Source organism: Spirosoma luteolum (assembly GCF_054778875.1).
Genome location: NZ_BAAGZE010000003.1, coordinates 619,071 through 637,806 on the forward strand (window position 1 = coordinate 619,071; position 18,736 = coordinate 637,806).

At 58.1% G+C, this 18,736-nt stretch carries 15 protein-coding genes and 1 tRNA gene; 6 read left to right on the forward strand and 10 right to left on the reverse strand.

Annotated elements, in window-relative coordinates; all coding sequences use genetic code 11:
* Nucleotides 1-117 precede the first annotated feature (117 nt).
* From ACYVAC_RS05180 to ACYVAC_RS05200, 5 genes are all read left to right on the forward strand, one after another.
* Nucleotides 118-4,554 (forward strand): Ig-like domain-containing protein, encoded by a 4,437-nt coding sequence (locus ACYVAC_RS05180; protein ID WP_461096527.1) that lies wholly within the window; start codon nucleotides 118-120, stop codon nucleotides 4,552-4,554.
* 44 nt (nucleotides 4,555-4,598) lie between these two features.
* Nucleotides 4,599-5,033 (forward strand): nucleoside deaminase, encoded by a 435-nt coding sequence (locus ACYVAC_RS05185; RefSeq protein ID WP_461096528.1) that lies wholly within the window; start codon nucleotides 4,599-4,601, stop codon nucleotides 5,031-5,033.
* 56 nt (nucleotides 5,034-5,089) lie between these two features.
* Nucleotides 5,090-5,704 (forward strand): superoxide dismutase, encoded by a 615-nt coding sequence (locus ACYVAC_RS05190; protein ID WP_461096530.1) that lies wholly within the window; start codon nucleotides 5,090-5,092, stop codon nucleotides 5,702-5,704.
* Nucleotides 5,705-5,816: 112 nt separating this feature from the next.
* Nucleotides 5,817-5,892: transfer RNA gene (locus tag ACYVAC_RS05195), tRNA-His, on the forward strand.
* Between the two features lie 343 nt (nucleotides 5,893-6,235).
* Nucleotides 6,236-7,114, forward strand: coding sequence for a MerR family transcriptional regulator (locus tag ACYVAC_RS05200; RefSeq protein WP_461096531.1), 879 nt, complete (start codon nucleotides 6,236-6,238; stop codon nucleotides 7,112-7,114).
* Here the strand turns inward: ACYVAC_RS05200 and ACYVAC_RS05205 are convergent.
* Both ACYVAC_RS05205 and ACYVAC_RS05210 read right to left on the reverse strand, forming a co-directional pair.
* Nucleotides 7,111-8,064 carry a D-2-hydroxyacid dehydrogenase gene (locus ACYVAC_RS05205; protein ID WP_461096532.1) on the reverse strand — a complete coding sequence of 318 codons (954 nt, stop codon included), beginning with the start codon at nucleotides 8,062-8,064 and terminating at the stop codon, nucleotides 7,111-7,113. The genes ACYVAC_RS05200 and ACYVAC_RS05205 overlap by 4 nt on opposite strands.
* A gap of 12 nt (nucleotides 8,065-8,076) precedes the next feature.
* Nucleotides 8,077-9,042, reverse strand: a complete 966-nt coding sequence (locus tag ACYVAC_RS05210) for a YheT family hydrolase (protein ID WP_461096533.1) — start codon at nucleotides 9,040-9,042, stop codon at nucleotides 8,077-8,079.
* Between ACYVAC_RS05210 and ACYVAC_RS05215 the strand changes: the two genes are divergently transcribed.
* Entirely contained in the window at nucleotides 9,027-9,548 is a 522-nt protein-coding gene (locus ACYVAC_RS05215) for a hypothetical protein (protein ID WP_461096534.1), read from the forward strand. The genes ACYVAC_RS05210 and ACYVAC_RS05215 overlap by 16 nt on opposite strands.
* Nucleotides 9,549-9,643: 95 nt before the next feature.
* Here ACYVAC_RS05215 and ACYVAC_RS05220 read toward each other — a convergent pair whose 3' ends face one another.
* The 8 genes from ACYVAC_RS05220 to ACYVAC_RS05255 form a co-directional block, all read right to left on the reverse strand.
* The gene (locus ACYVAC_RS05220; RefSeq protein ID WP_461096535.1) at nucleotides 9,644-10,414 is read right to left on the reverse strand and encodes a glycosyltransferase family 2 protein; all 771 of its coding nucleotides are present in this window, start codon (nucleotides 10,412-10,414) and stop codon (nucleotides 9,644-9,646) included.
* A 76-nt stretch (nucleotides 10,415-10,490) separates the two neighbouring features.
* A complete protein-coding gene (locus tag ACYVAC_RS05225) occupies nucleotides 10,491-11,447 on the reverse strand; it encodes a glycosyltransferase family 2 protein (protein ID WP_461096536.1) in 957 nt (318 codons plus the stop codon).
* Between the two features lie 79 nt (nucleotides 11,448-11,526).
* On the reverse strand, nucleotides 11,527-12,351 hold the full coding sequence (locus ACYVAC_RS05230) for a hypothetical protein (RefSeq protein ID WP_461096538.1): 825 nt from the start codon (nucleotides 12,349-12,351) through the stop codon (nucleotides 11,527-11,529).
* A gap of 143 nt (nucleotides 12,352-12,494) precedes the next feature.
* Entirely contained in the window at nucleotides 12,495-13,442 is a 948-nt protein-coding gene (locus ACYVAC_RS05235; protein ID WP_461096539.1) for a glycoside hydrolase family protein, read from the reverse strand.
* Nucleotides 13,443-13,463: 21 nt separating this feature from the next.
* Nucleotides 13,464-15,131, reverse strand: a complete 1,668-nt coding sequence (locus tag ACYVAC_RS05240) for a hypothetical protein (RefSeq protein ID WP_461096541.1) — start codon at nucleotides 15,129-15,131, stop codon at nucleotides 13,464-13,466.
* Between the two features lie 117 nt (nucleotides 15,132-15,248).
* A complete protein-coding gene (locus ACYVAC_RS05245) occupies nucleotides 15,249-16,322 on the reverse strand; it encodes an NAD-dependent epimerase/dehydratase family protein (RefSeq protein WP_461096542.1) in 1,074 nt (357 codons plus the stop codon).
* Between the two features lie 201 nt (nucleotides 16,323-16,523).
* The gene (locus tag ACYVAC_RS05250; protein WP_461096544.1) at nucleotides 16,524-16,802 is read right to left on the reverse strand and encodes a hypothetical protein; all 279 of its coding nucleotides are present in this window, start codon (nucleotides 16,800-16,802) and stop codon (nucleotides 16,524-16,526) included.
* Between the two features lie 170 nt (nucleotides 16,803-16,972).
* Nucleotides 16,973-18,721: a M3 family oligoendopeptidase gene (locus ACYVAC_RS05255; protein ID WP_461096545.1), complete on the reverse strand. Its 1,749-nt coding sequence runs from the start codon at nucleotides 18,719-18,721 to the stop codon at nucleotides 16,973-16,975.
* Nucleotides 18,722-18,736 lie beyond the last annotated feature (15 nt).

An 18,736-nucleotide genomic window follows, 5' to 3' on the forward strand; every position in this document is an offset into this window, starting at 1 on the left:
CCACCGGAAACGTGTGGCATTTTTATTGTGAGTATATTTCCATTCTATACCCGTTAAATACTATAGTGACGCCTTGGTGGTGGAGTCGCCACCCCGTTTTGACTGTAAATCCAACCCATGAAAAAACCTTTCCTTTCCAGCTGGCTTTTGGTGATACTGTGTAGTCTGGGTGTGGCCGGCACCGCACTGGCACAGGGTATCGTGGTGGGAACTATCTCACCGGCATCGCTCTGCGCCGGCCGATCCGTTTCTATTCCGTTTTCGACAACAGGCGTTTTTGCAGCCGGCAATACGTTCACAGCGCAGTTGTCCGATGCAACGGGCGCCTTTCCGACCAGCCCTATCTCGATTGGAACGGTGATCGCCACACCGGTTACGGCCAGCACCCTGACCATAACCGGTTCGATTCCGAGCAATACCGCTAGTGGCACCACCTATCAGATTCGCGTTATTGCCAGTTCGCCCAGCCGAACCAGCACCAATACAGCCGCCGTAAGCGTAACATCGGTACCTACAGCGCCCGGCGTTACGGATCGCACGTATTGCCAGAACGCCACGGCCACCCCGCTATCGGCATCAGCGGCCAGCGGAGCGTCGCTTAACTGGTACACGGCGCCCACCGGCGGTACGGCCTCGTCGATCGCCCCCACGCCATCGACCAGTTCACCCGGCAGCACACCCTACTACGTCAGTCAGTCGATCAATGGCTGCGAAAGTACCCGCGCTACGCTGACGGTAGTCGTAACGGCTACGCCGGGCGCTCCTGCGGCCAGTAACCCGGCACCCGCCTGTCAGGGCAATGGCCTGCCCGCCCTCACGGCCACCCCAGCATCGGGTGGTACCCTGCTCTGGTACGGCACCAGTCAGACCGGCGGTACCCCTTCGACAACTGCCCCTGTCCCCGATAATCAGGCCACAGCCACGTATTACGTTGGCCAGTCGGTCGGTAGCTGCGTGTCGACGGCCCGGGCAGCCATAACTGTAACCATCAAGCCAGCCCCAGCCCGGCCGGCGGTGGCCACGGCACCCGAGTACTGCGTTGGGCAAACCGCGTCGGCCCTGTCGGCATCGGCCGTAGCGGGCGCCACGCTCAACTGGTATGGCACCAGCCAGACCGGGGGTACCAGCACTACCACGGCAACCGTGCCCGGCACCGGCACAGCCGGCACCCAGACTTATTACGTGAGCCAGACACTGGATGGCTGCGAAAGCCCCCGCGCCGGCATTACGGTTACGGTAAAGACAACACCGGGTGTCCCCTTCGTCACGTCGCCCATTGGCCTGTGTCAGGGTCAGCCCGCTTCGGCACTCAACGCTACCCCCTCGACCGGCGCTACCCTGCTTTGGTACGGCACCAGCCAGACCGGAGGTACCAGCACCACCACGGCAACCGTACCCCAGAGCACCACCCCCGGTTCGACACTTTACTACGTCAGTCAGGCGCTCAATGGCTGCGAGGGCCCCCGGGCCAGCATTGCCGTTACGGTTAATACCGTGCCGGGGGCACCAACGGCCACACCACCGACGCCAGCTTGCCAGGGCTCATCATTACAGCCCCTGACGGCCTCGACCGAAACGGGCGCTACCCTGCTTTGGTACGGCACCAGTCAGACCGGGGGTGCCAGCACCACTACGGCTACCGTTCCCGGTAACCAGGCCAGTGCAACCTACTACGTCAGCCAGATTCGCAACGGCTGTGAATCAGGTCGAACCAGTATCCTGGTAACCATCAAACCAACGCCGGCCAGCCCGGCCGTCGCTTCGGCCCCCAGTTACTGCCCCACCCAGACGGCTGCGGCCCTGAGTGCTACCCCTTCGGCCAATGGCACCCTGAACTGGTACGGTACCAGCCCCACCGGTGGCAGTGCATCGACCGCGCCAACCGTACCCAATACAAGCGCGGCCGGTACCCTGACCTACTACGTAAGCCAGACCATCGATGGCTGCGAAGGCCCCCGCGCCGGCATTACGGTTACGGTGAAACCCAAGCCCGGTCTGCCGTCGGTAACGGCTCCGGGTTCGCTCTGCCAGAACCGCACCGCCACCGCGCTCAGCGCTAGTCCCTCGGCGGGCGGCAGCCTGAACTGGTACGGCACCAGCCCCACCGGCGGCACCGCCAGCAACACGCCCCCCGTACCACCCACCGATGCGACGGGCTCGTCGACCTATTATGTGAGCCAGACCGTCAATGGATGTGAAGGCGACCGCGCCAGCATCACGGCTACGGTATACGCCATTCCCGGCAAGCCAGCTGCCGCTCAGGCAGGCCCTTACTGCACTGGCGAACCGGCCGCGCCCCTCTCCGCAACGGGCGCTTCGCTGCTCTGGTACAACACCAACGCAACCGGCGGTGCAGGTAGCCCGGTGGCCACCACGCCCTCGACCGGCGCGGCCGGCACCACCACCTACTACGTTACCCAAACCGTTAGCGGCTGCGAAAGCGAACGAACCGGCATCGATGTGCGCGTGAAACCCACTCCCGATAAGCCCTCGGTCAGCAATGCGGATTTTTGCCAGAATTACGGCGCTCCTACCCTGGCGGCTACCGCGTCGACGGGCGCTACCCTGAACTGGTTTGGCGAAAATGCCTCGGGCGGTACGCGCACCGATACGCCCCCGGCCGTACCCAACGGCACCGCCCGCACATACACCTACTACGTAAGCCAGACACTCGACGGCTGCGAATCGGGTCTGGGATCATCGGCCGGCCGGGCATCGATTACCGTACGGGTCAAACCAACCCCCGGTGCCCCCAGCGTCAGCCCAATTGGTTTCTGCAACAATGGTCCTTCGCAGCAGCTTACGGCACTGGGCAGCAACATCCGGTGGTACGATGCCTCAGGTAATGCCCTTGCCGGTGCGCCAACACCGCCTACCACTACCGTTGGCGACCAGGTCTACCGCGTTACACAAACCACCGATGGCTGCGAAAGCCTCGACCGGGCATCGCTCGTCGTTACAATCAAGCCCCTGCCCGCAGCACCGGGTGTCAGCGATCTGACCTATTGCCAGATTCAGCAGGATCAGCCCCAGCAGGCTGTTGGTCCGCTGACGGCCGCCGGGCAGAACCTGCGCTGGTATAATCCCGATGGCAACGCGTTTAACAACACGCCTGTACCAACCATCAACCAGACGGGTACGCAGACCTATCAGGTCAGTCAGAATGTAAACGGCTGCGAAGGCGGCAAAGCCACCCTGCGCGTAGTCGTCAATACGACAGCCGCGCCTAGCGTAGCCAAATCGCTGCTGACCTATTGTATCAACGATAAAGCGACCCCGCTGCAGGCAACGGCCGAAGCCGGTGGCAGTCTGCGCTGGATCGACCCGTACAACCGGATTACCCCCGATGCCCCCACCCCGCTCACCCAGAACAGCAACGTAACGCCCGGTGGTGACCCCTTCTACGTGTACCAGATCGGTGCCAACGGTTGCTATAGCCCCCGGTCGACCATTCGCGTCGTTGTCAACGTAGCACCAACACTATCGCTGATCGGGTCGACCGATGTGAGGCTCGGGAATACCACTCCGCTGAAACTCAGCTTCACGGGTGCTCCCCCCTTTAGCTACACCCTGACAGACGGGTATGCGGGTACCAGTCTCAAAAACGACACCACCATCAGCGTACTGCCCCGGGGCAACACGACCTATCAGGTTATCTCGGTGACCAACAGCTGTGGCGTCGGCCTGCCCGGAAATCCGGCCACAGCGGTCATTACTGTGGTGGTACCCACCATTCAGACCAGCCCTGTGGCTACAGCAACCCTCTGCGCCGGGACATTGCTGGCTGTACCCTTTACGACGAGCGGGCAGTTTACCAACGGCAATCTGTTCACGGCCGAGCTGATCAGCGTGGCCGACACATCGAAACGGCAGTTGGTTTCGCCCAACGGCAGTACAGGCGCGGTGGTGACGGCAGCGCTGCCCACCACCCTGACCACCGGACAATACTATATCCGGGTCAACGGCTCGAACCCCGGCGTCGGTATCATCGGCGCCAACAGTCCCACCGTACTCACCATTCGCGCCCGGCCGTCGGCTACCCTGACGGGTACCCAGGCGGTGTATGAGGGCATGCCCGCTACGCTGACCGTTACCTTTGGCGGGGAAGGCCCTTGGACACTGAGCTACGCCGACAGTCTTCGCTCTTATTCGGTAACAGCCGCCAGCAGCCCCTACGCGCTGGAAGTGCGCCCTGTTAAAACCACAACCTACCGACTGACCGACGTCGGTAATAATTGCGGCACCGGCCCGATCTCGGGTACGGCTACCGTTACCGTGCAGCCCGTACTGGCTACGGAAGACCCTGCCCTCGGCCCGCTTGTAGCCGTATTTCCGGTACCGACCACCACGGTGCTGACCGTTCGGATCGACGCGGCTCTGGTTCGCGATCCGGCTGTGCTGACCCTGATCGACGCCAGCGGCCGACCAGCCCTTTCCCGAACAACCCGGCAAAAACAAACGGAACTGGACCTGAGTCAGCAACCAGCCGGGGTTTATTTCCTGACCATTCAGGTCGGCGACCGACAAACGGTTCGACGCCTGCTCAAACAATAAACCGGCTCCCCGGTCTGCCTCGGCGGGCCGGGGGCCTCTGCTTTATGCCCGACGAGTATTTTATGGAACTGGCACTGGCCCTGGCCGAAGAAGCCGCTGACAATGGCGAAATTCCCGTTGGCGCGCTGGTGGTCAGTCACAATCGCATTATCGGGAAGGGTCGTAACCAGACCGAGCGGCTGGGCGATGTAACGGCCCATGCCGAAATGCTGGCCATTACGGCGGCTACCCAGTATCTGGGCGGTAAATACCTTACCGACTGCACGCTCTACGTAACCCTGGAGCCCTGCGTGATGTGTGCCGGCGCCCTATACTGGGCGCAGCTGGGCCGGCTGGTGATTGGCGCGCCCGATCCCAAACGTGGTTACAGCCGCATAACGCCTTCGCTGCTGCATCCAAAAACCCGGCTGGAAACCGGAATGCTGGCCAGCGCGAGTCAGGAATTGCTGACGAAGTTTTTTAAGGGCTTAAGAACATAAAGTAAACCCCTCTTGTTAAACCAACCGAACGATTTTCCATTTAACTCCCAATCTCAATGGCCTTCGTATTAGACCCACTACCTTACCCAAGCGATTCGCTCGAGCCGAATATTGATAAGCAAACCATGGAAATCCACCATGATAAGCATCATAACGCCTACGTAACCAACCTCAACAACGCGATTGCGGGTACCGAGCTGGAGAACAAATCCATCGAGGAACTGCTCAAAAATATCAGTCAGGCCCCCATTGCGGTTCGCAACAATGGTGGTGGTCACTACAATCATACCCTGTTCTGGAATACCCTGTCGGGCAACGGCGGTGGTCAGCCAACCGGCGAACTGGGCGAAGCCATCACAGCTAAATTTGGTTCGTTTGATGCCTTCAAAGACGAATTCACGAAAGCAGCAACAACCCGCTTCGGTTCGGGCTGGGCGTGGCTCATCGTAACGCCCGAAGGCGAACTCGCCGTTACGTCGACCCCTAACCAGGACAACCCGCTGATGGACGTAGTTGAAGCCAAAGGTTTTCCCGTGATCGGGCTCGACGTGTGGGAACATGCCTACTACCTCAAGTACCAGAACAAGCGTCCCGATTACATCGCGGCTTACTTCAACGTTGTGGACTGGAACGCGGCCAACGCCCGTTATGCCGAAGCAAAACAAGCCTAAGCAATAAGCATTTAAACGCAGCCGGCCGGCTTTTTCGCAAAAAACTCGAAATTATTCGGCCGGCTTCGTTTCGCTTTTCGCCAACTTATTCTTATCTTTGCATTCCCAAAACGGTGATTGTAGCTCAGTTGGTTAGAGCGTCGGATTGTGGTTCCGAAGGTCGCGGGTTCGAGCCCCGTCTTTCACCCTCTCATAGCAAAACCCCCTCTCCAGAAGAGGGGGTTTTTTTGTGCCTTTTAAGTCTTCTAAGCCAACGCTCCGTACTGCATAGTGGTAGCCAGTGGCCGACAACAGACAGAATCGATAGCCTGCTCAAAAAAAGCCGCTTTGTTTAATGATATTCCATAATCGTTAAACAAATTGAGGATTTTTGCTGTTAGACAGGTATACATACAGCGACTGCATAGCCTTGTTGCATCCCCTTTACTTGTCTGATGCCTGGCTCGCTGGTCGTTTTACTGTGCACAGTGTCAGCGGTGTAAGTAGTTGCCAAACCTTACGCCTGACAGTGCACCTCGACGCAACAAGACCATGAGCAATTACTCGATTAAAGATCTGGAGCAGCTATCGGGCATTAAGGCCCACACCCTGCGTATCTGGGAGCAACGGTACAACATTATTGCGCCAAAACGAACCGACACTAACATCCGCACCTACGATGATCGGGATCTGAAACTGGTATTGAACATTGCCCTGCTCAAAGACCACGGCTACAAGATTTCGGAGATTTCGAAAATGTCGCTCGACTCGATGAACAGCGAGGTCATCAAGATTTCGGATCGGCAGCTGAATTACCCCGATCAGATTCATGCGCTTACCATTGCCATGATCGACCTGGACGAAGATCGGTTCGATAAGATCGTCAGCACCAATATTCTGCAGTTCGGGTTTGAGAACACGATTATCCGGATTGTTTATCCCTTCCTGAGTCGGCTGGGTACGCTCTGGCTGACCGGCTCGGTAGGCCCCGCGCAGGAGCATTTTATCTCGAATCTTATTCGTCAGAAAATCATCGTGGCAATCGACGGCCAGATGAACCAGCAGGGAAGTAATGGCAAAAAATACATGCTCTTTCTGCCCGAAGGTGAGCAACACGAAATCAGCCTGCTGTTTGCCAACTACGTGATTCAGGCGCGGCAGAACAAAGTGATCTATCTGGGTCAGAATCTGCCCTTCGAAGAACTCGTGTTTGCCTATAAAGTCCACCAGCCCGATTATATTTTCTCGGCCTTCACATCGGCACCGGCCAACCACGAGGTACAGCCGTACGTCGATAAGCTGGTACGGTCATTTCCGGATGCCCACCTGCTGCTGACAGGGTATCAGGTGGTCGGGCAGGATATTACACTGCCCGACAATGCCACGGTTATCAATCAGATCGAAGACCTGATCCGGATTGCCAGCGTCTAGGACACCACGTTGGTAGGTGTGCCCGCCTGAAAAGCCGCCAGGTTATTGGCTACCGCCTGCAGCAACCGGGCCCTGGCTTCCTGGCTGGCCCAGGCTATGTGCGGAGTTAGTATACAATTGCGAGCCTGCAACAGCGGGTTATCGGCCGGGGGCGGCTCTACCGACAGTACATCCAGCCCTGCCCCGGCCAGCTTTCCTGTATTGAGCGCTTTAGCGACCGCAGCCTCGTTGAGCAGACTACCCCGACTGGTGTTGATTAGTACTGCCGACGGTTTCACCCGACTCAACAGAGCTTGGTCGACGAAGCCGATGGTATCGGGCGTAGCGGGGCAATGGAGCGAAATCACATCGCTCTGGCTGAACACCGTTTCCCGGTCGACCAGGGTAATTTCCTCGTCTGTTTCGCCCCCCGCCTGACGCCGGTTGACAAGCACGGTCATCCCAAACGCCCGACCGATGGCAGCCACCCGGCGGCCAATGTCGCCATAGCCCACCAGTCCCAGCGTTTTACCCGCCAGTTCGATCAGCGGACTTCGGGCATAGCTGAAATCGGCCGAGCGAACCCAGTCGCCAGCCTGTACGCTGGCGTTGTGCCGGCCAACGTGCAGCATCAGTTCGAGCAGCAGCGCAAACGTAAGCTGTGCCACCGAATCGGAGCTGTAGCCACGCACATTGGTCACCACGATTCCCTGTTCCCGGGCGGCTTCCAGGTCAATGATATCGTAACCCGTTGCCGTAACGCCAATGTAGCGCAGGTTGGGCAGCTGGCTAAGCGTATCCCGGTTCAGCTTCACTTTGTTGACCAGTACGGCATCGGCACCGCGCAGGCGGTCGAGCAGCTCGTGGGGCTGGGTACGGTCGTAGAGCGTGACAGCCCCCAGCGCCTGGAGGGGAGCCCAGTCGAGGTCGCCGGGGTTAAGGGTATACGCGTCGGGATAAACGATCGTCATGGGTCAGCTTGGTTAGTAGCCATCACGGGCAAAGGCCAGTGCCCGGCGCTCGGCATAGGTGTAGAGGTCGCGGGCAACAGCAAACCCAACATGCCCCCCGGTTGCCGGAGCCTCAAGGTAAATAGCCGGATGGGTTCGGGCCAGTGCATCGGGAAAGCACTCGGGCGACAGCAGCGGATCGTTCTGCGCATTCAGCAAGAGCACCGGCACGGTAATCCCCGGCATGAACCGAACGGCTGATGCCTGCTCGTAGAAATCGTCGGCATCGCGGTAGCCGTTGACAGGCGCCGAAAAATAATCGTCGAAGTCGCGCCACTGGCGAACCAGCCGCAGGTTGTCCAGATCGAGCCGCCCCGGAAAGAGAGCTGCTTTCTGGCGAATTTTCCGCAGCAGTTTTTTCATAAACCGATTGCGGTAGAACCGGTTACCGGGCCGGTCGAGCAGCCGGGCACTGGCCCCTAAATCGACCGGCGCCGAGATGGCGACACCCCGCTTCACGGCTGGCGGCAACTGCTCGCCCTGTACGCCGAGGTATTTCAGCACAATGTTCCCGCCCATACTATAACCGACCAGAACAATTTCCCTGTAGCTTCGCAGCCGGATGGCGTGGTCGATTACTTCACCGATGTCGCCAATCTCGCCGTGGTTATACAGGCGGAACGCCCGGTTCATGGTGCCGCTGCAGGAGCGGCAGTTCCAGGCCAGTACGTCGTAGCCATGTTCGGCAAACAAACGGGCCGTACCGCGCATATACTGCCGGTTGCTGTCGCCTTCGAGGCCGTGGGTCAATACAACCAGCCGGTCGTGGCCGCCCACGATCCAGTCGAGGTCGACGAAATCGGCATCCGACAGGGTCAGTCGCTCGCGGGTGTACACCACCCCCGTCACCCGACGGGTCAGGCTGGGCATAATGGTTTGCAGATGGCCATTATACAGGTGTCGGGGCGGGCCCGGATAGGCCGATGGAAGCAGTGGCATACGTATTCCGAACAACGACCGGCGTCGGCACGTTGTTTCATGACAATTCGCTCGAGATGCAATTTGGCAAATGCCTATCAGTTTTACTGGCCAGCACCCTCAAATTTGTGGGTGGGCCACTGACGGGGGCCGCACTGGGGTTGCCCTGGGTACAAACGGCCCTTAGTACCATGCTTGGTATGATGCTGAGCGTGGTGGTGGTTACCTATGCGGGTACGGCCCTGCAGGCGCTGCTCGACCGACTGCGTCCGCGCCGGCCCAAACGCTTCACGCGCCGGACCCGATTGGCGGTTCGGGTGTGGCGCCGGTTTGGCCTGCCCGGGATCGCATTCCTGACTCCGCTTATTCTTACCCCCATCGGTGGTACGGCCATCGCCGTTTCGTTCCGCGTTAGCCGTCTCCAGCTGTTCCTGCACATGTTTGTCAGCGCCACGTTCTGGGCGGCTATTCAAACCCTGCTGCTGTATCAGATTCCGGGGCTAATGGGCCTTTTTGCCCGGCATTGATGCCGCCCGCGATCCGGTATGTCCCAGCTGCCGGAGCCAGTCGGTTCGGGGCTACCGGCGGGCTACCCAAGCCATAGACCGGTTTTCTCAGACGCTTACCGGCTGACGGTTGAGACGGGCGTGGTGGCCGTTTTCTTGCGGAAGTCGCCCTGCGAGAAATACTTCTCGATCAGGCAATACATCAGGATAAAGAAGTACCGACTCCCCATTTCCTTGATCTTCAGCTTCGATTCCCCGTATTTCCGGTTGGTCCAGCTGTTGGGCACCACGGCGTAGGTATAGCCCCGCACAATGGCTTTCAGCGGCAGTTCGACCGTGAGGTTGAAATGGGGCGACAAAAACGGTTTGATGCCTTCGATTGTCTCGCGCTTGTAGAGTTTGAAGGCATTGGTGGTATCGTTGTAGCGGATACCCATCACAACCCTGACGATAAAGTTGGCGATCCGGTTGATGAATTTTTTGAGCGGGGGATAGTCAACCACCTTACCGCCCGGCTCCCAGCGCGACCCGAACACGGCGTCGACATCGGTTTCCTGCATTTTCCGGTAGTATTTGACCAGGTCTTCCGGATCGTCCGACATATCGGCCATAAACACCGCCACGCAGTCGCCCGAAAAGCGCTCGAGCCCGTAGCGCACGGCATACCCAAAGCCATTGGGCCCCGGGTTGGTAAAAGGCACCAGCGTTGGAATTTCGGTAGCCGCCAGCCGCTCCAGCACCTGCAGCGTACCATCTTTCGAATTATCGTTGGTTACGCAGATTTCGTGCGGAATACCGTGTTTGGTCAGCGTTTGATACAACGACTGCAGCGTGGGTGTAATCGATTCCTCTTCGTTGTAGGCGGGTATAACAACGCTTAGCTTCATAGGTCGACGTTCGACAAAATTCGGTGTAAAAAAAAGGGATCTGCCGCGCCCGTCAGCGGGCATCTGGCCTGAGCGGCTACCGGTGAGGCAGCAGCCGAATAGTACTGTACAGTTTGGTAATCGGCTTCGGCAGTATGTAGTTCCAAAGCACTTCTTTCGTTTTTGGCCATTCGGGCTGGGCCATGTACAGGTACTTCAGCGCCAGCCGGGCCCGCCGGAAATAACTCTGCTCGTACTGTTTGGCATCGAGCATTTTGCGGTAGTAGCGGGCAATGTTCCGGCGCAGCGTGCGGTTGTACTTGAAATCAAGTTCGCGGTTGATGTCGCTGTACATCCGAATCCGGTTGCGCAGAAACAGCTCGTCGCGCTCGTTGTCGTGGAAGCTGGCGCCCGCCCGGTTCTTCCGATATACCGACATCACATCCGGAATGTAGCCGATCTTGCCCAGCTTCGCTTTCAGAATCAGCCGTGGAATGTCGCCACTCGATGAGTCGCGGAACCAGGCCGGGTATTCCTTGATGTTGTTGCGATACATGGTGCTCGACGTGGCCATGAACCAGATTTCGTCTTCGCCGATCAGGTCATCGACGGTAAACGAGTCTTTGGTATCAGGTGCGTTGAGCAGGTGTGAGGGGGCTCCGTCTTCGTAGGTGATCAGGGCGTTATTGAACACCGTCGAATAGTCGGGGTGAGCATCCAGAAAGTCGGCCTGCTTCTGCAGCTTGAGTGGGTCGGTCCAGTAATCATCCCCGTCCATCAGCGCGTAATACTCGCCTTTGGCCAGCTTCAGCGTTTCCAGAAAGTTGATGCCGCCGTTTTTCCCCATGTTACGGGGGTGCAGCACGCCAATCACCAGCCCCGGGTGCTGCCGTTCGTATTCCTGAATAATTTCCCGCGTACCATCCGACGAAAAATCATCACCAACCAGAATTTCGATCGGAAACGTTGTCTGTTGCTCCAGGGCGCTGTCGATGGCCTTGCGGATAAACTTATGCTGATTATAGGTGATAATCAGAACACTGACTTTGGGCATTGCCACTTTATTTACAGGCGGTTGCCCGCCGGCAGCCGGCCACGAAGGCAGCACTACCGGCGGGCAACATGCCGTTTACTTATACGTTAGCCGTCGAGGCTGCGTTCTTGGCCGACTGAATCTGAGTTTTCCAGCCCTGTGGCTCGTCTTTATCGGCGGGCGTACCCCAGGGGTTGTAGAACGGCAGAATCGATACCCACCGCCCGGCCGGGTCATCCCAGCTGAAGCGGTCGGCAAAGCTCGATGGACTCACCCAGTGGGGCAGATCGTAACGGAACAGAATCATATCGCCCATGTCCTGATAGCCTTCCGTTTCAACGATGTGGTCGTTGATGACGTAGCCCGTACCGCCCGAGGAGTACTCGCGACCATACTGGTTCAGCGCCAGAATCATACCCACTTTCTGCGGGTTGAGCGGGTGCCAGTGCCGGCCAAAGAAGCTGCCACCCAGCGGGTAGTGCGTTACCTGGGGGTGGAAATACGGCTCGCCCTTGCGGATACCGAATTCTTCCTGATTGCCGGTCAGGTTGTTCCAGAAGCCCCGCATGGGGTTGAACACATCCAGCAGCGTTTGCTTAAACTCCGGATCGAGGTCCTGAATGGCATCGAACGTATGGTCGTGGAATAGCTGCGGAGCCTGCTGAATTTTGGCGATGTGCAGCCGTTGCTTGTGCTGGTTATTGTCGAACGTGTCGGGGCCTTCGGCCAGGGGCGTTTTGGCGGCCCAGGCACGGGTGCCTTCGATTACTTTCGTCAGTTTTTCGGCGGGAATACCCGTCTTCACGATCACGATATTCGGCTCGTTGACCAGCCGCATGACCTCTTCGTAGGGAATTTCGGGAACGATCTGACCGTCTTTCAGTTCAGCGTCCACTTTTATCAGATACTTGGCTGCTTCTTTCATTGGTCTACTGATTAATAATGCACCATCCGATGGGATGCTACAAGGTAATACATGGCCAGCTAACTCGCTACGTCCGAAGCCCGTTGGCTACAGCACAAAAGTAGGGGTCAGTCTGGTTAAAATACAAACCAGAAAAAAGCGACTTAGTTTGTGGCCGGCTGGGTTGCATAGCCAAAACCCGACGCGCCAAAACCGTTGCCGTTGTAGAACATAACCCATTCGTCCTGATGCCGGAAGATGTGGCAATAGTCCATCATCAGTGAGTCCCAGCCCTCTGCCGACCGTTCGATGCCCGCTAGTTCGTCTTTCCGGGTCCAGTTGATCCCATCCGTCGACTCGGCGTAACCGATGCGGTAACTTCGCTGCACATCGGTGCGGTAGTTGGTGGCGTTGCGGTACGAAAAATACATTTTGTACAAATCGCCGTCTTTGTAGACCGTAGGCCGGCCAATGGCATCCGTGAAGTCATCGTACCCCACGCAGACGTGCCCGGTACGCTCCCAGTGCATACCATCCGTCGATTCGGCATACTTCACATCGTAAAACGGCTCGGGGTGCCCGTCGATCACTTCGATTTTGGTACACGACAGGTACCACATCCGCCAGCGGATGCTGCCATCGGGCTGTTCTTCGCGCATCACGCAGGGCTGAGCAATCCAGACCTGGTCGTAGATCGAGCGGTCGAGCAGCGGGCCCGTGTATTTACGCTCGAACGTCAGCCCGCCGTCGCGGCTGATGGCCAGACCAATGCCAAGCCGGTAGCTGGCCGTTTCACTTTTGTTCCAACCGGTGTAGTACAGCCAGATTTCATCGCCGACGGGCAGAAACCACGAGGGCATGGCCCCGCTGTCGTCGAACATGCCCACGGCGCCTTTGGTCAGGCAGGGTTTATCGTGCACATACAGCACCTTCGTCAAATCGTTGGCATCGAGTTCGACAAACGAGGTGGCCGACGAGATGTTCTCATCGCGGGTCGAGAAGTAAACGCGCACCTTGTCGCCCATCGGGTAGCCAAAGGGCACCTGCGCGTGTGTCCGGCTAAACGCCTGCGAGCCGTCGGGTTTGTAAATGAGTCCTTTTTTTGTCCACATGGGGTACTTGGTTTTCAGTCGTTATTGGGCCGTCGCCGGAGCGGTCAGCCGATCGTTTCGAACGTAAATGCGGGCATCGTTGGCCATACCCACCAGCGTATAGTTAGCCGCTACAAACTGCCCGAGCGGTTTTATCATTTCGTGACCCTGCGTTTTCCGGTCAGTCATCCAGAGGTTCTGGCTGCCAACAGCATCGACAAACACGGGGGGAACCGATCGTTTCACATCGGCTACGTAGCGACGCTGGTAATCGGCCAGCATGGGGTGGGCAAACGCACTGCGGATACTGTGGTTCTCGGCTACGCCCTGCGGCATCTGGGCCTGCACATAATAATCGCAGCGCCAGCCCCATACCACCAGAGGCTCGCCGGGGCGGGCATAGTTGCCAATGAGCGTCGACACGGGTGATGCCTGAATACGCCAGCCCCCCTGCCCATCGGATGGGTATGGGTTGAGTGGCTTGCCGGCCGTGTAGTTCAACAGGGCCTGTACGCCAAACAAAGTCAGAAACAGGGCCGTTGCTCCCAGACCAATCCACCGGCGGGGTTGCTCAATAGCTTCGATCTGCTGCCAGCCGTAGGCCAGCCCAAACAGAATCGGACCGGTCAGGAAATACAGGTAATGTACGTATTCAGAACCGGTACGGGTGATGGCAAACAGGGTAGCAACCAGTAGCCCCCCTACAAAACCATTTATTTTCCAGGCTTCCCGATCGATGGAGCGTTTAGCGGTACGAAACCGCAACAGCAGGCCAGCCAGCCAGATCAGCCCCGCAAATTTCACCAGCCAATCGAATTCCGACCCTTTCCGAAAGAAGTTGGGCAGGCTAAGCAGACTGTCGAGTTGGTTGGTGTTGCTGGCGTATCGAAAATTGCCTTCGATGTAAAATCGGATAAAATCGTCGTAAACGCCGGCCGATCGGGTCAGGCCTATCACGAGCAGCGGGAAGAGCAGCGCCCCCAGCCCCAGTGCCAGCACACGACCCGTTTTTTCGGCTATCGTCAGGGTCCGGCGTGTCAACACATCGAGTCCTGCGAATAAACCAACCACTGCCGCCAGCGGCACCGCCTGCAGTTTGCCGAAGGGAACCATGCCCAGCATGAGACCAATCAGACCAAGCCGCAGCACAAGGGGCCGCTTTTCGGTGAGTTGGGCGGCATAAAGCAGGTAGCAGCCACTCAGCAGTGCCAGCGCAATCAGTTCGCTGTTGTAGTGCAGAAAATCGCCGTTCTGGGTTAGGCCCAGCATGAAAACGAGCGGCAGCAGCGCCAGCCGGGCCGAAATGTCGCCAAACCAGCGCCGGGCGGTCTGAAACAGAAGCAGCAAACAGAGCGCTACCAGGCCAAAAGCCGTCAGGTGGGCCGTTATAAAATCGAACGGCAGTCCGAGCAAACTCGGAATAATGAGAAAATAACTGTCGAGCGGACCGCCTGTAGTACCATCGACCGACCGGAAATAAACCGGGTCGTGGCGCAGGGTCATTGCCTGCGTAATCATCTGACTTTCATCAGGATTGATTTCGGCATCGAACACGATGGAGGGCAGTCGCAGCAGCAGTAGCAGGCCCAGCGTAGCCACCAGAAAGAGCCGTACCGTTGTGTCTGGCCGTACGGCCAGCCATACCAACACCCAGCAAAGAGCGTAGACAGGCAGCCAGTACAGGGTTGGAAACGTATCGAAACGAGGCATCTACAGAGACCGGACGTGACCGCCCGGAAAAGCATAAACCGAACGGATTGTTTGTTCAACAACCCGTTCGGCATAGTAATAATGAGTAGCGTATTGCCACGCGGGCAATAGTCCCTTTTATTTCACCGTCGCCAGCCGGGCTACCATGCTGTCGTGGATCTGGCTCATGGTCACCTTCAGATCGTACGTCCAGTGCCAGTCCGGGTAATGATTCTTAAACTTGGTCAGGTCCGAGATGTACCAGATGTGGTCGCCACTGCGGTTGGTCTCCGAATACTGGTAGTTCATCTTGTTGCCCGAAATTTCTTCGCACAGCGCAATGGCTTCCAGCATCGAGCAGTTGGCATAACGGCCACCACCCGCGTTGTACACTTCGCCCGGGCGGGGGTTCTGGTAGAAATGCCAGAACATGTTTACCAGATCCCAGCTGTGAATGTTGTCGCGCACCTGCTTGCCTTTGTAGCCGAAGATGGTGTACTGGTTGCCCGTAATGGCGCACTTCATCAGGTACGACAGGAAGCCGTGCAGCTGTGCCCCCGAGTGGTTGGGCCCCGTCAGGCAGCCACCCCGGAACACGCCCGTGTTCATACCGAAATACCGGCCATACTCCTGCACCATGATGTCGGCCGCTACTTTCGAGGCTCCGAATACCGAGTGCTTGGTGTGGTCGAGGCTCATGAACTCGTCGATCCCGTTTTCGAAGTAGGGATGGTTCTGGTCGATCTCCCAGCGGGTATCGGTTTCGATCAGCGGCAGGAAGTTAGGATTGTCGCCGTAGACTTTGTTGGTCGAGGTGAAGATGAATACGGCTTCGGGGCTGTGCAGGCGGGTCATCTCCAGCATGTTCAGCGTGCCAACGGCATTGACGCCGAAATCGGTGAAGGGCTCGCGGGCGGCCCAGTCGTGGGAGGGCTGAGCGGCCGTGTGCAGCACCAGTTTGATATCGGTACCGTACTTGGCGAAAATAGGCTCGAGTTGCGAAACTTCGCGGATATCGGCCGTGTGGTGTTCGTAGGTGGCGTAGGCCGATGCCAGTCGGTTGCGGTTCCACTCCGTCGATCCCTCGGGGCCGAAGAAGTACTGGCGCATGTTGTTGTCGATGCCAATGATGAGGTCGAATTTATCGGCGAAAAAGGCAACGGCCTCGCTGCCGATCAGTCCGGCCGACCCCGTAACTAATGCAATATTCATAGCGTCTGTGCTGTTTTTGGCGGCTTTATTACCCGAAAAGTACTATTACTCAGCTCCTTTCGGGCCGACAAAGTAACGTAAAAAATATGACGTTCAAGATACCGCCCAACAAAAAGCGACGCATCGGTCTACGTAGCCGATGCGTCGCCTGTGTGATTTAGCTAAACCCGTACCCAAACCCGGCGGGGCCGGTCGCCGGGCTTAAGCGCCCTGGTTAACCGAACCGGCACCAAACAGCTTTTCGCGAATTTTCTGCGTCCGCTGTTCGAGGTCGGGGTTGGGGGTGTATTTATAGGTCGACTGCACAGCGGCCGAATCTTTTCCTTTTCCGTAGACATTCTCGTCACCGGCGCGGTAGTTTTTGTCATAGTCGCCCGCGCGGTAATCAGCCTGCCGAATGGTGTTGTATTTCTGATAATCACAGGACGCCAGCGACAGCATCGCTCCGACCAGTAATCCAGCACTGAATATGCGTTTCATAGTCACCTGATTGCAGATTTATTTGGCAAAATTAGTCAATAGTCGATAGCGAACGGCGTGGACTTCGAGTTTTTTCTTTCGCTGCATCCCACCAGTCCAAAGCGGTCGACGACCTGAAACGGCCGGCGGTGCTACGCCCGAAAACCGGGTCGGTCCCCATTCATCAACACCTACAGCTGTTCGATTTCGGCCCAGACAAAATCCATTAGTTCGCGAATGTAGGCAGACGAAAAGTCGAATGGTACGCCGGCGGCTTCGTAGATAGCCCGAATCGGCGCTTTATAGCCCAGACGCAGTGCCCGTTTGTAGCCCGCCAATCCTTCGCTGGCGTTGCGCCGGTAGTTGCGCCAGACCCCGATGGCGCCCAGCTGCGCAATGCCGTACTCGATGTAGTAGAACGGTACTTCATACAGGTGCAGTTGCCGCTGCCACCAGTATTCCTTATAGTACGCTACCCCCTGCCAGTCGGTTACCTGATCGGCAAACTCGTCGTAGATCCGCACCCAGTTATCGCGCCGGTCGGCATCGGTATGGGTCGGATTTTCGTAGACCCAGTGCTGAAACTTATCGATGGTAGCTACCCAGGGCAGCGTCTCAATAATCGATTCCAGGTGCTGCCGTTTGGCCCGGCGCAACTCGTCAGGGTTGTCGAAAAACACATCCCAGTGATCCATAGACAGCAGTTCCATGCTCATCGACGCCAGTTCGGCCACTTCCATCGGCGGATTCCGGAACGCTTTCAGCGGGAGGTCGCGGGTCAGAAACGAATGCACCGCGTGCCCGCCCTCGTGCACCATCGTAACCAGGTCGCGCAGCGTGGCGGTCGCGTTCATGAAAATAAAGGGCACGCCTATTTCCTCGAGCGGATAGTTGTAGCCGCCCGGCGCTTTACCCTTCCGCGATTCGAGATCGAGGTGGCCCATGGCCTGCATGGTGCGCAGGTAATCGCCCAGTTCCGACGAGTGGCCATCGCCATCGAGCCGGTCGAAGCAGGTAATGGTTTTCTGAATCAGGTCGGCACCGGTGGCAAACGGCCGGAGCGGGGGCCGCCCATCCACATCGACCTTGGTATCCCAGGGGCGCAGACTGGTTACCGACGCATCGGCCTGGCGGAGTTTGTCCAGCCGCGCCGTGGCCAGTCTGGTCAGCAGCGGCACTACGGCCACGGCTACCGAGTTATGAAAGGCAAAGCAGTCGACCGGGCTGTAGTCGAACCGGCCCAGGGCCGCAAACATATAATCGCGAAAATTGGCAAAGTCGGCGTTACGGGCCACCTGATGCCGCAGCTCGCGCAGCCGATCAAACAGCGCGTCGAGCGTTTCATGATCCTGATAGCGTCGTTCGGCCATTTTACGCCAGGCTTCTTCGCGCACGGCCCGGCTGGTCGACTCAAGCCGGTCGGTGGCCTGCGGCATCGTCAGCTCGCGCCCGTCGATCTGCACGGTCATGGCCCCGGCAATGGCGCCGTATGTTCGCTCTTCGGTCTGTAGCTCGGTCTGCAGCGGAATGTTGGCCTCGCGGAAAATGGCGATGGCCTGTTTCATGCCCCGGACCATCACCGCGTAGCCCTCGCCCGTTAGCTGATCCAGAAACGGGCTCGCTACGGCTTTCAGGTCGAGGTCGTTGCCGTAGGCCGTCATGGCGGGCTGAATATCGGCGATGAAGGCATTCAGCTGGGCCACCAGCTCCTCATCGGCCGTGTTGCAGGTCATGCGGATGTAGCGCCAGGCAAAATCTTCCGAAACATACGATTCGAGTTCGCTGCGGTCGCGCAGCCACGTTTCCAGCGCGCCGACACTGTCGATGGGGCGTTGAAGCAACTCGTCGAAATACGGTTTTACGTCGTCCCAGCTCGTCAGCGTGATCGACTCGGCAATAAACTGCCGGGCGGGGCGGGTCAATACGTGTCGTGTGTCCATACAGGGGGGAGGAGT

Bases quoted from the DNA above. Each gene is read 5' to 3' on its own strand.
- ACYVAC_RS05250 (WP_461096544.1), bottom strand. From the start codon at position 16,802: ATGAAACGCATATTCAGTGCTGGATTACTGGTCGGAGCGATGCTGTCG.
- ACYVAC_RS05180 (WP_461096527.1), top strand. From the start codon at position 118: ATGAAAAAACCTTTCCTTTCCAGCTGGCTTTTGGTGATACTGTGTAGT.
- ACYVAC_RS05225 (WP_461096536.1), bottom strand. From the start codon at position 11,447: ATGCCCAAAGTCAGTGTTCTGATTATCACCTATAATCAGCATAAGTTT.
- ACYVAC_RS05220 (WP_461096535.1), bottom strand. From the start codon at position 10,414: ATGAAGCTAAGCGTTGTTATACCCGCCTACAACGAAGAGGAATCGATT.
- ACYVAC_RS05205 (WP_461096532.1), bottom strand. From the start codon at position 8,064: ATGACGATCGTTTATCCCGACGCGTATACCCTTAACCCCGGCGACCTC.
- ACYVAC_RS05215 (WP_461096534.1), top strand. From the start codon at position 9,027: ATGGAAGCAGTGGCATACGTATTCCGAACAACGACCGGCGTCGGCACG.
- ACYVAC_RS05245 (WP_461096542.1), bottom strand. From the start codon at position 16,322: ATGAATATTGCATTAGTTACGGGGTCGGCCGGACTGATCGGCAGCGAG.
- ACYVAC_RS05240 (WP_461096541.1), bottom strand. From the start codon at position 15,131: ATGCCTCGTTTCGATACGTTTCCAACCCTGTACTGGCTGCCTGTCTAC.
- ACYVAC_RS05255 (WP_461096545.1), bottom strand. From the start codon at position 18,721: ATGGACACACGACACGTATTGACCCGCCCCGCCCGGCAGTTTATTGCC.
- ACYVAC_RS05190 (WP_461096530.1), top strand. From the start codon at position 5,090: ATGGCCTTCGTATTAGACCCACTACCTTACCCAAGCGATTCGCTCGAG.
- ACYVAC_RS05200 (WP_461096531.1), top strand. From the start codon at position 6,236: ATGAGCAATTACTCGATTAAAGATCTGGAGCAGCTATCGGGCATTAAG.
- ACYVAC_RS05210 (WP_461096533.1), bottom strand. From the start codon at position 9,042: ATGCCACTGCTTCCATCGGCCTATCCGGGCCCGCCCCGACACCTGTAT.
- ACYVAC_RS05230 (WP_461096538.1), bottom strand. From the start codon at position 12,351: ATGAAAGAAGCAGCCAAGTATCTGATAAAAGTGGACGCTGAACTGAAA.
- ACYVAC_RS05235 (WP_461096539.1), bottom strand. From the start codon at position 13,442: ATGTGGACAAAAAAAGGACTCATTTACAAACCCGACGGCTCGCAGGCG.
- ACYVAC_RS05185 (WP_461096528.1), top strand. From the start codon at position 4,599: ATGCCCGACGAGTATTTTATGGAACTGGCACTGGCCCTGGCCGAAGAA.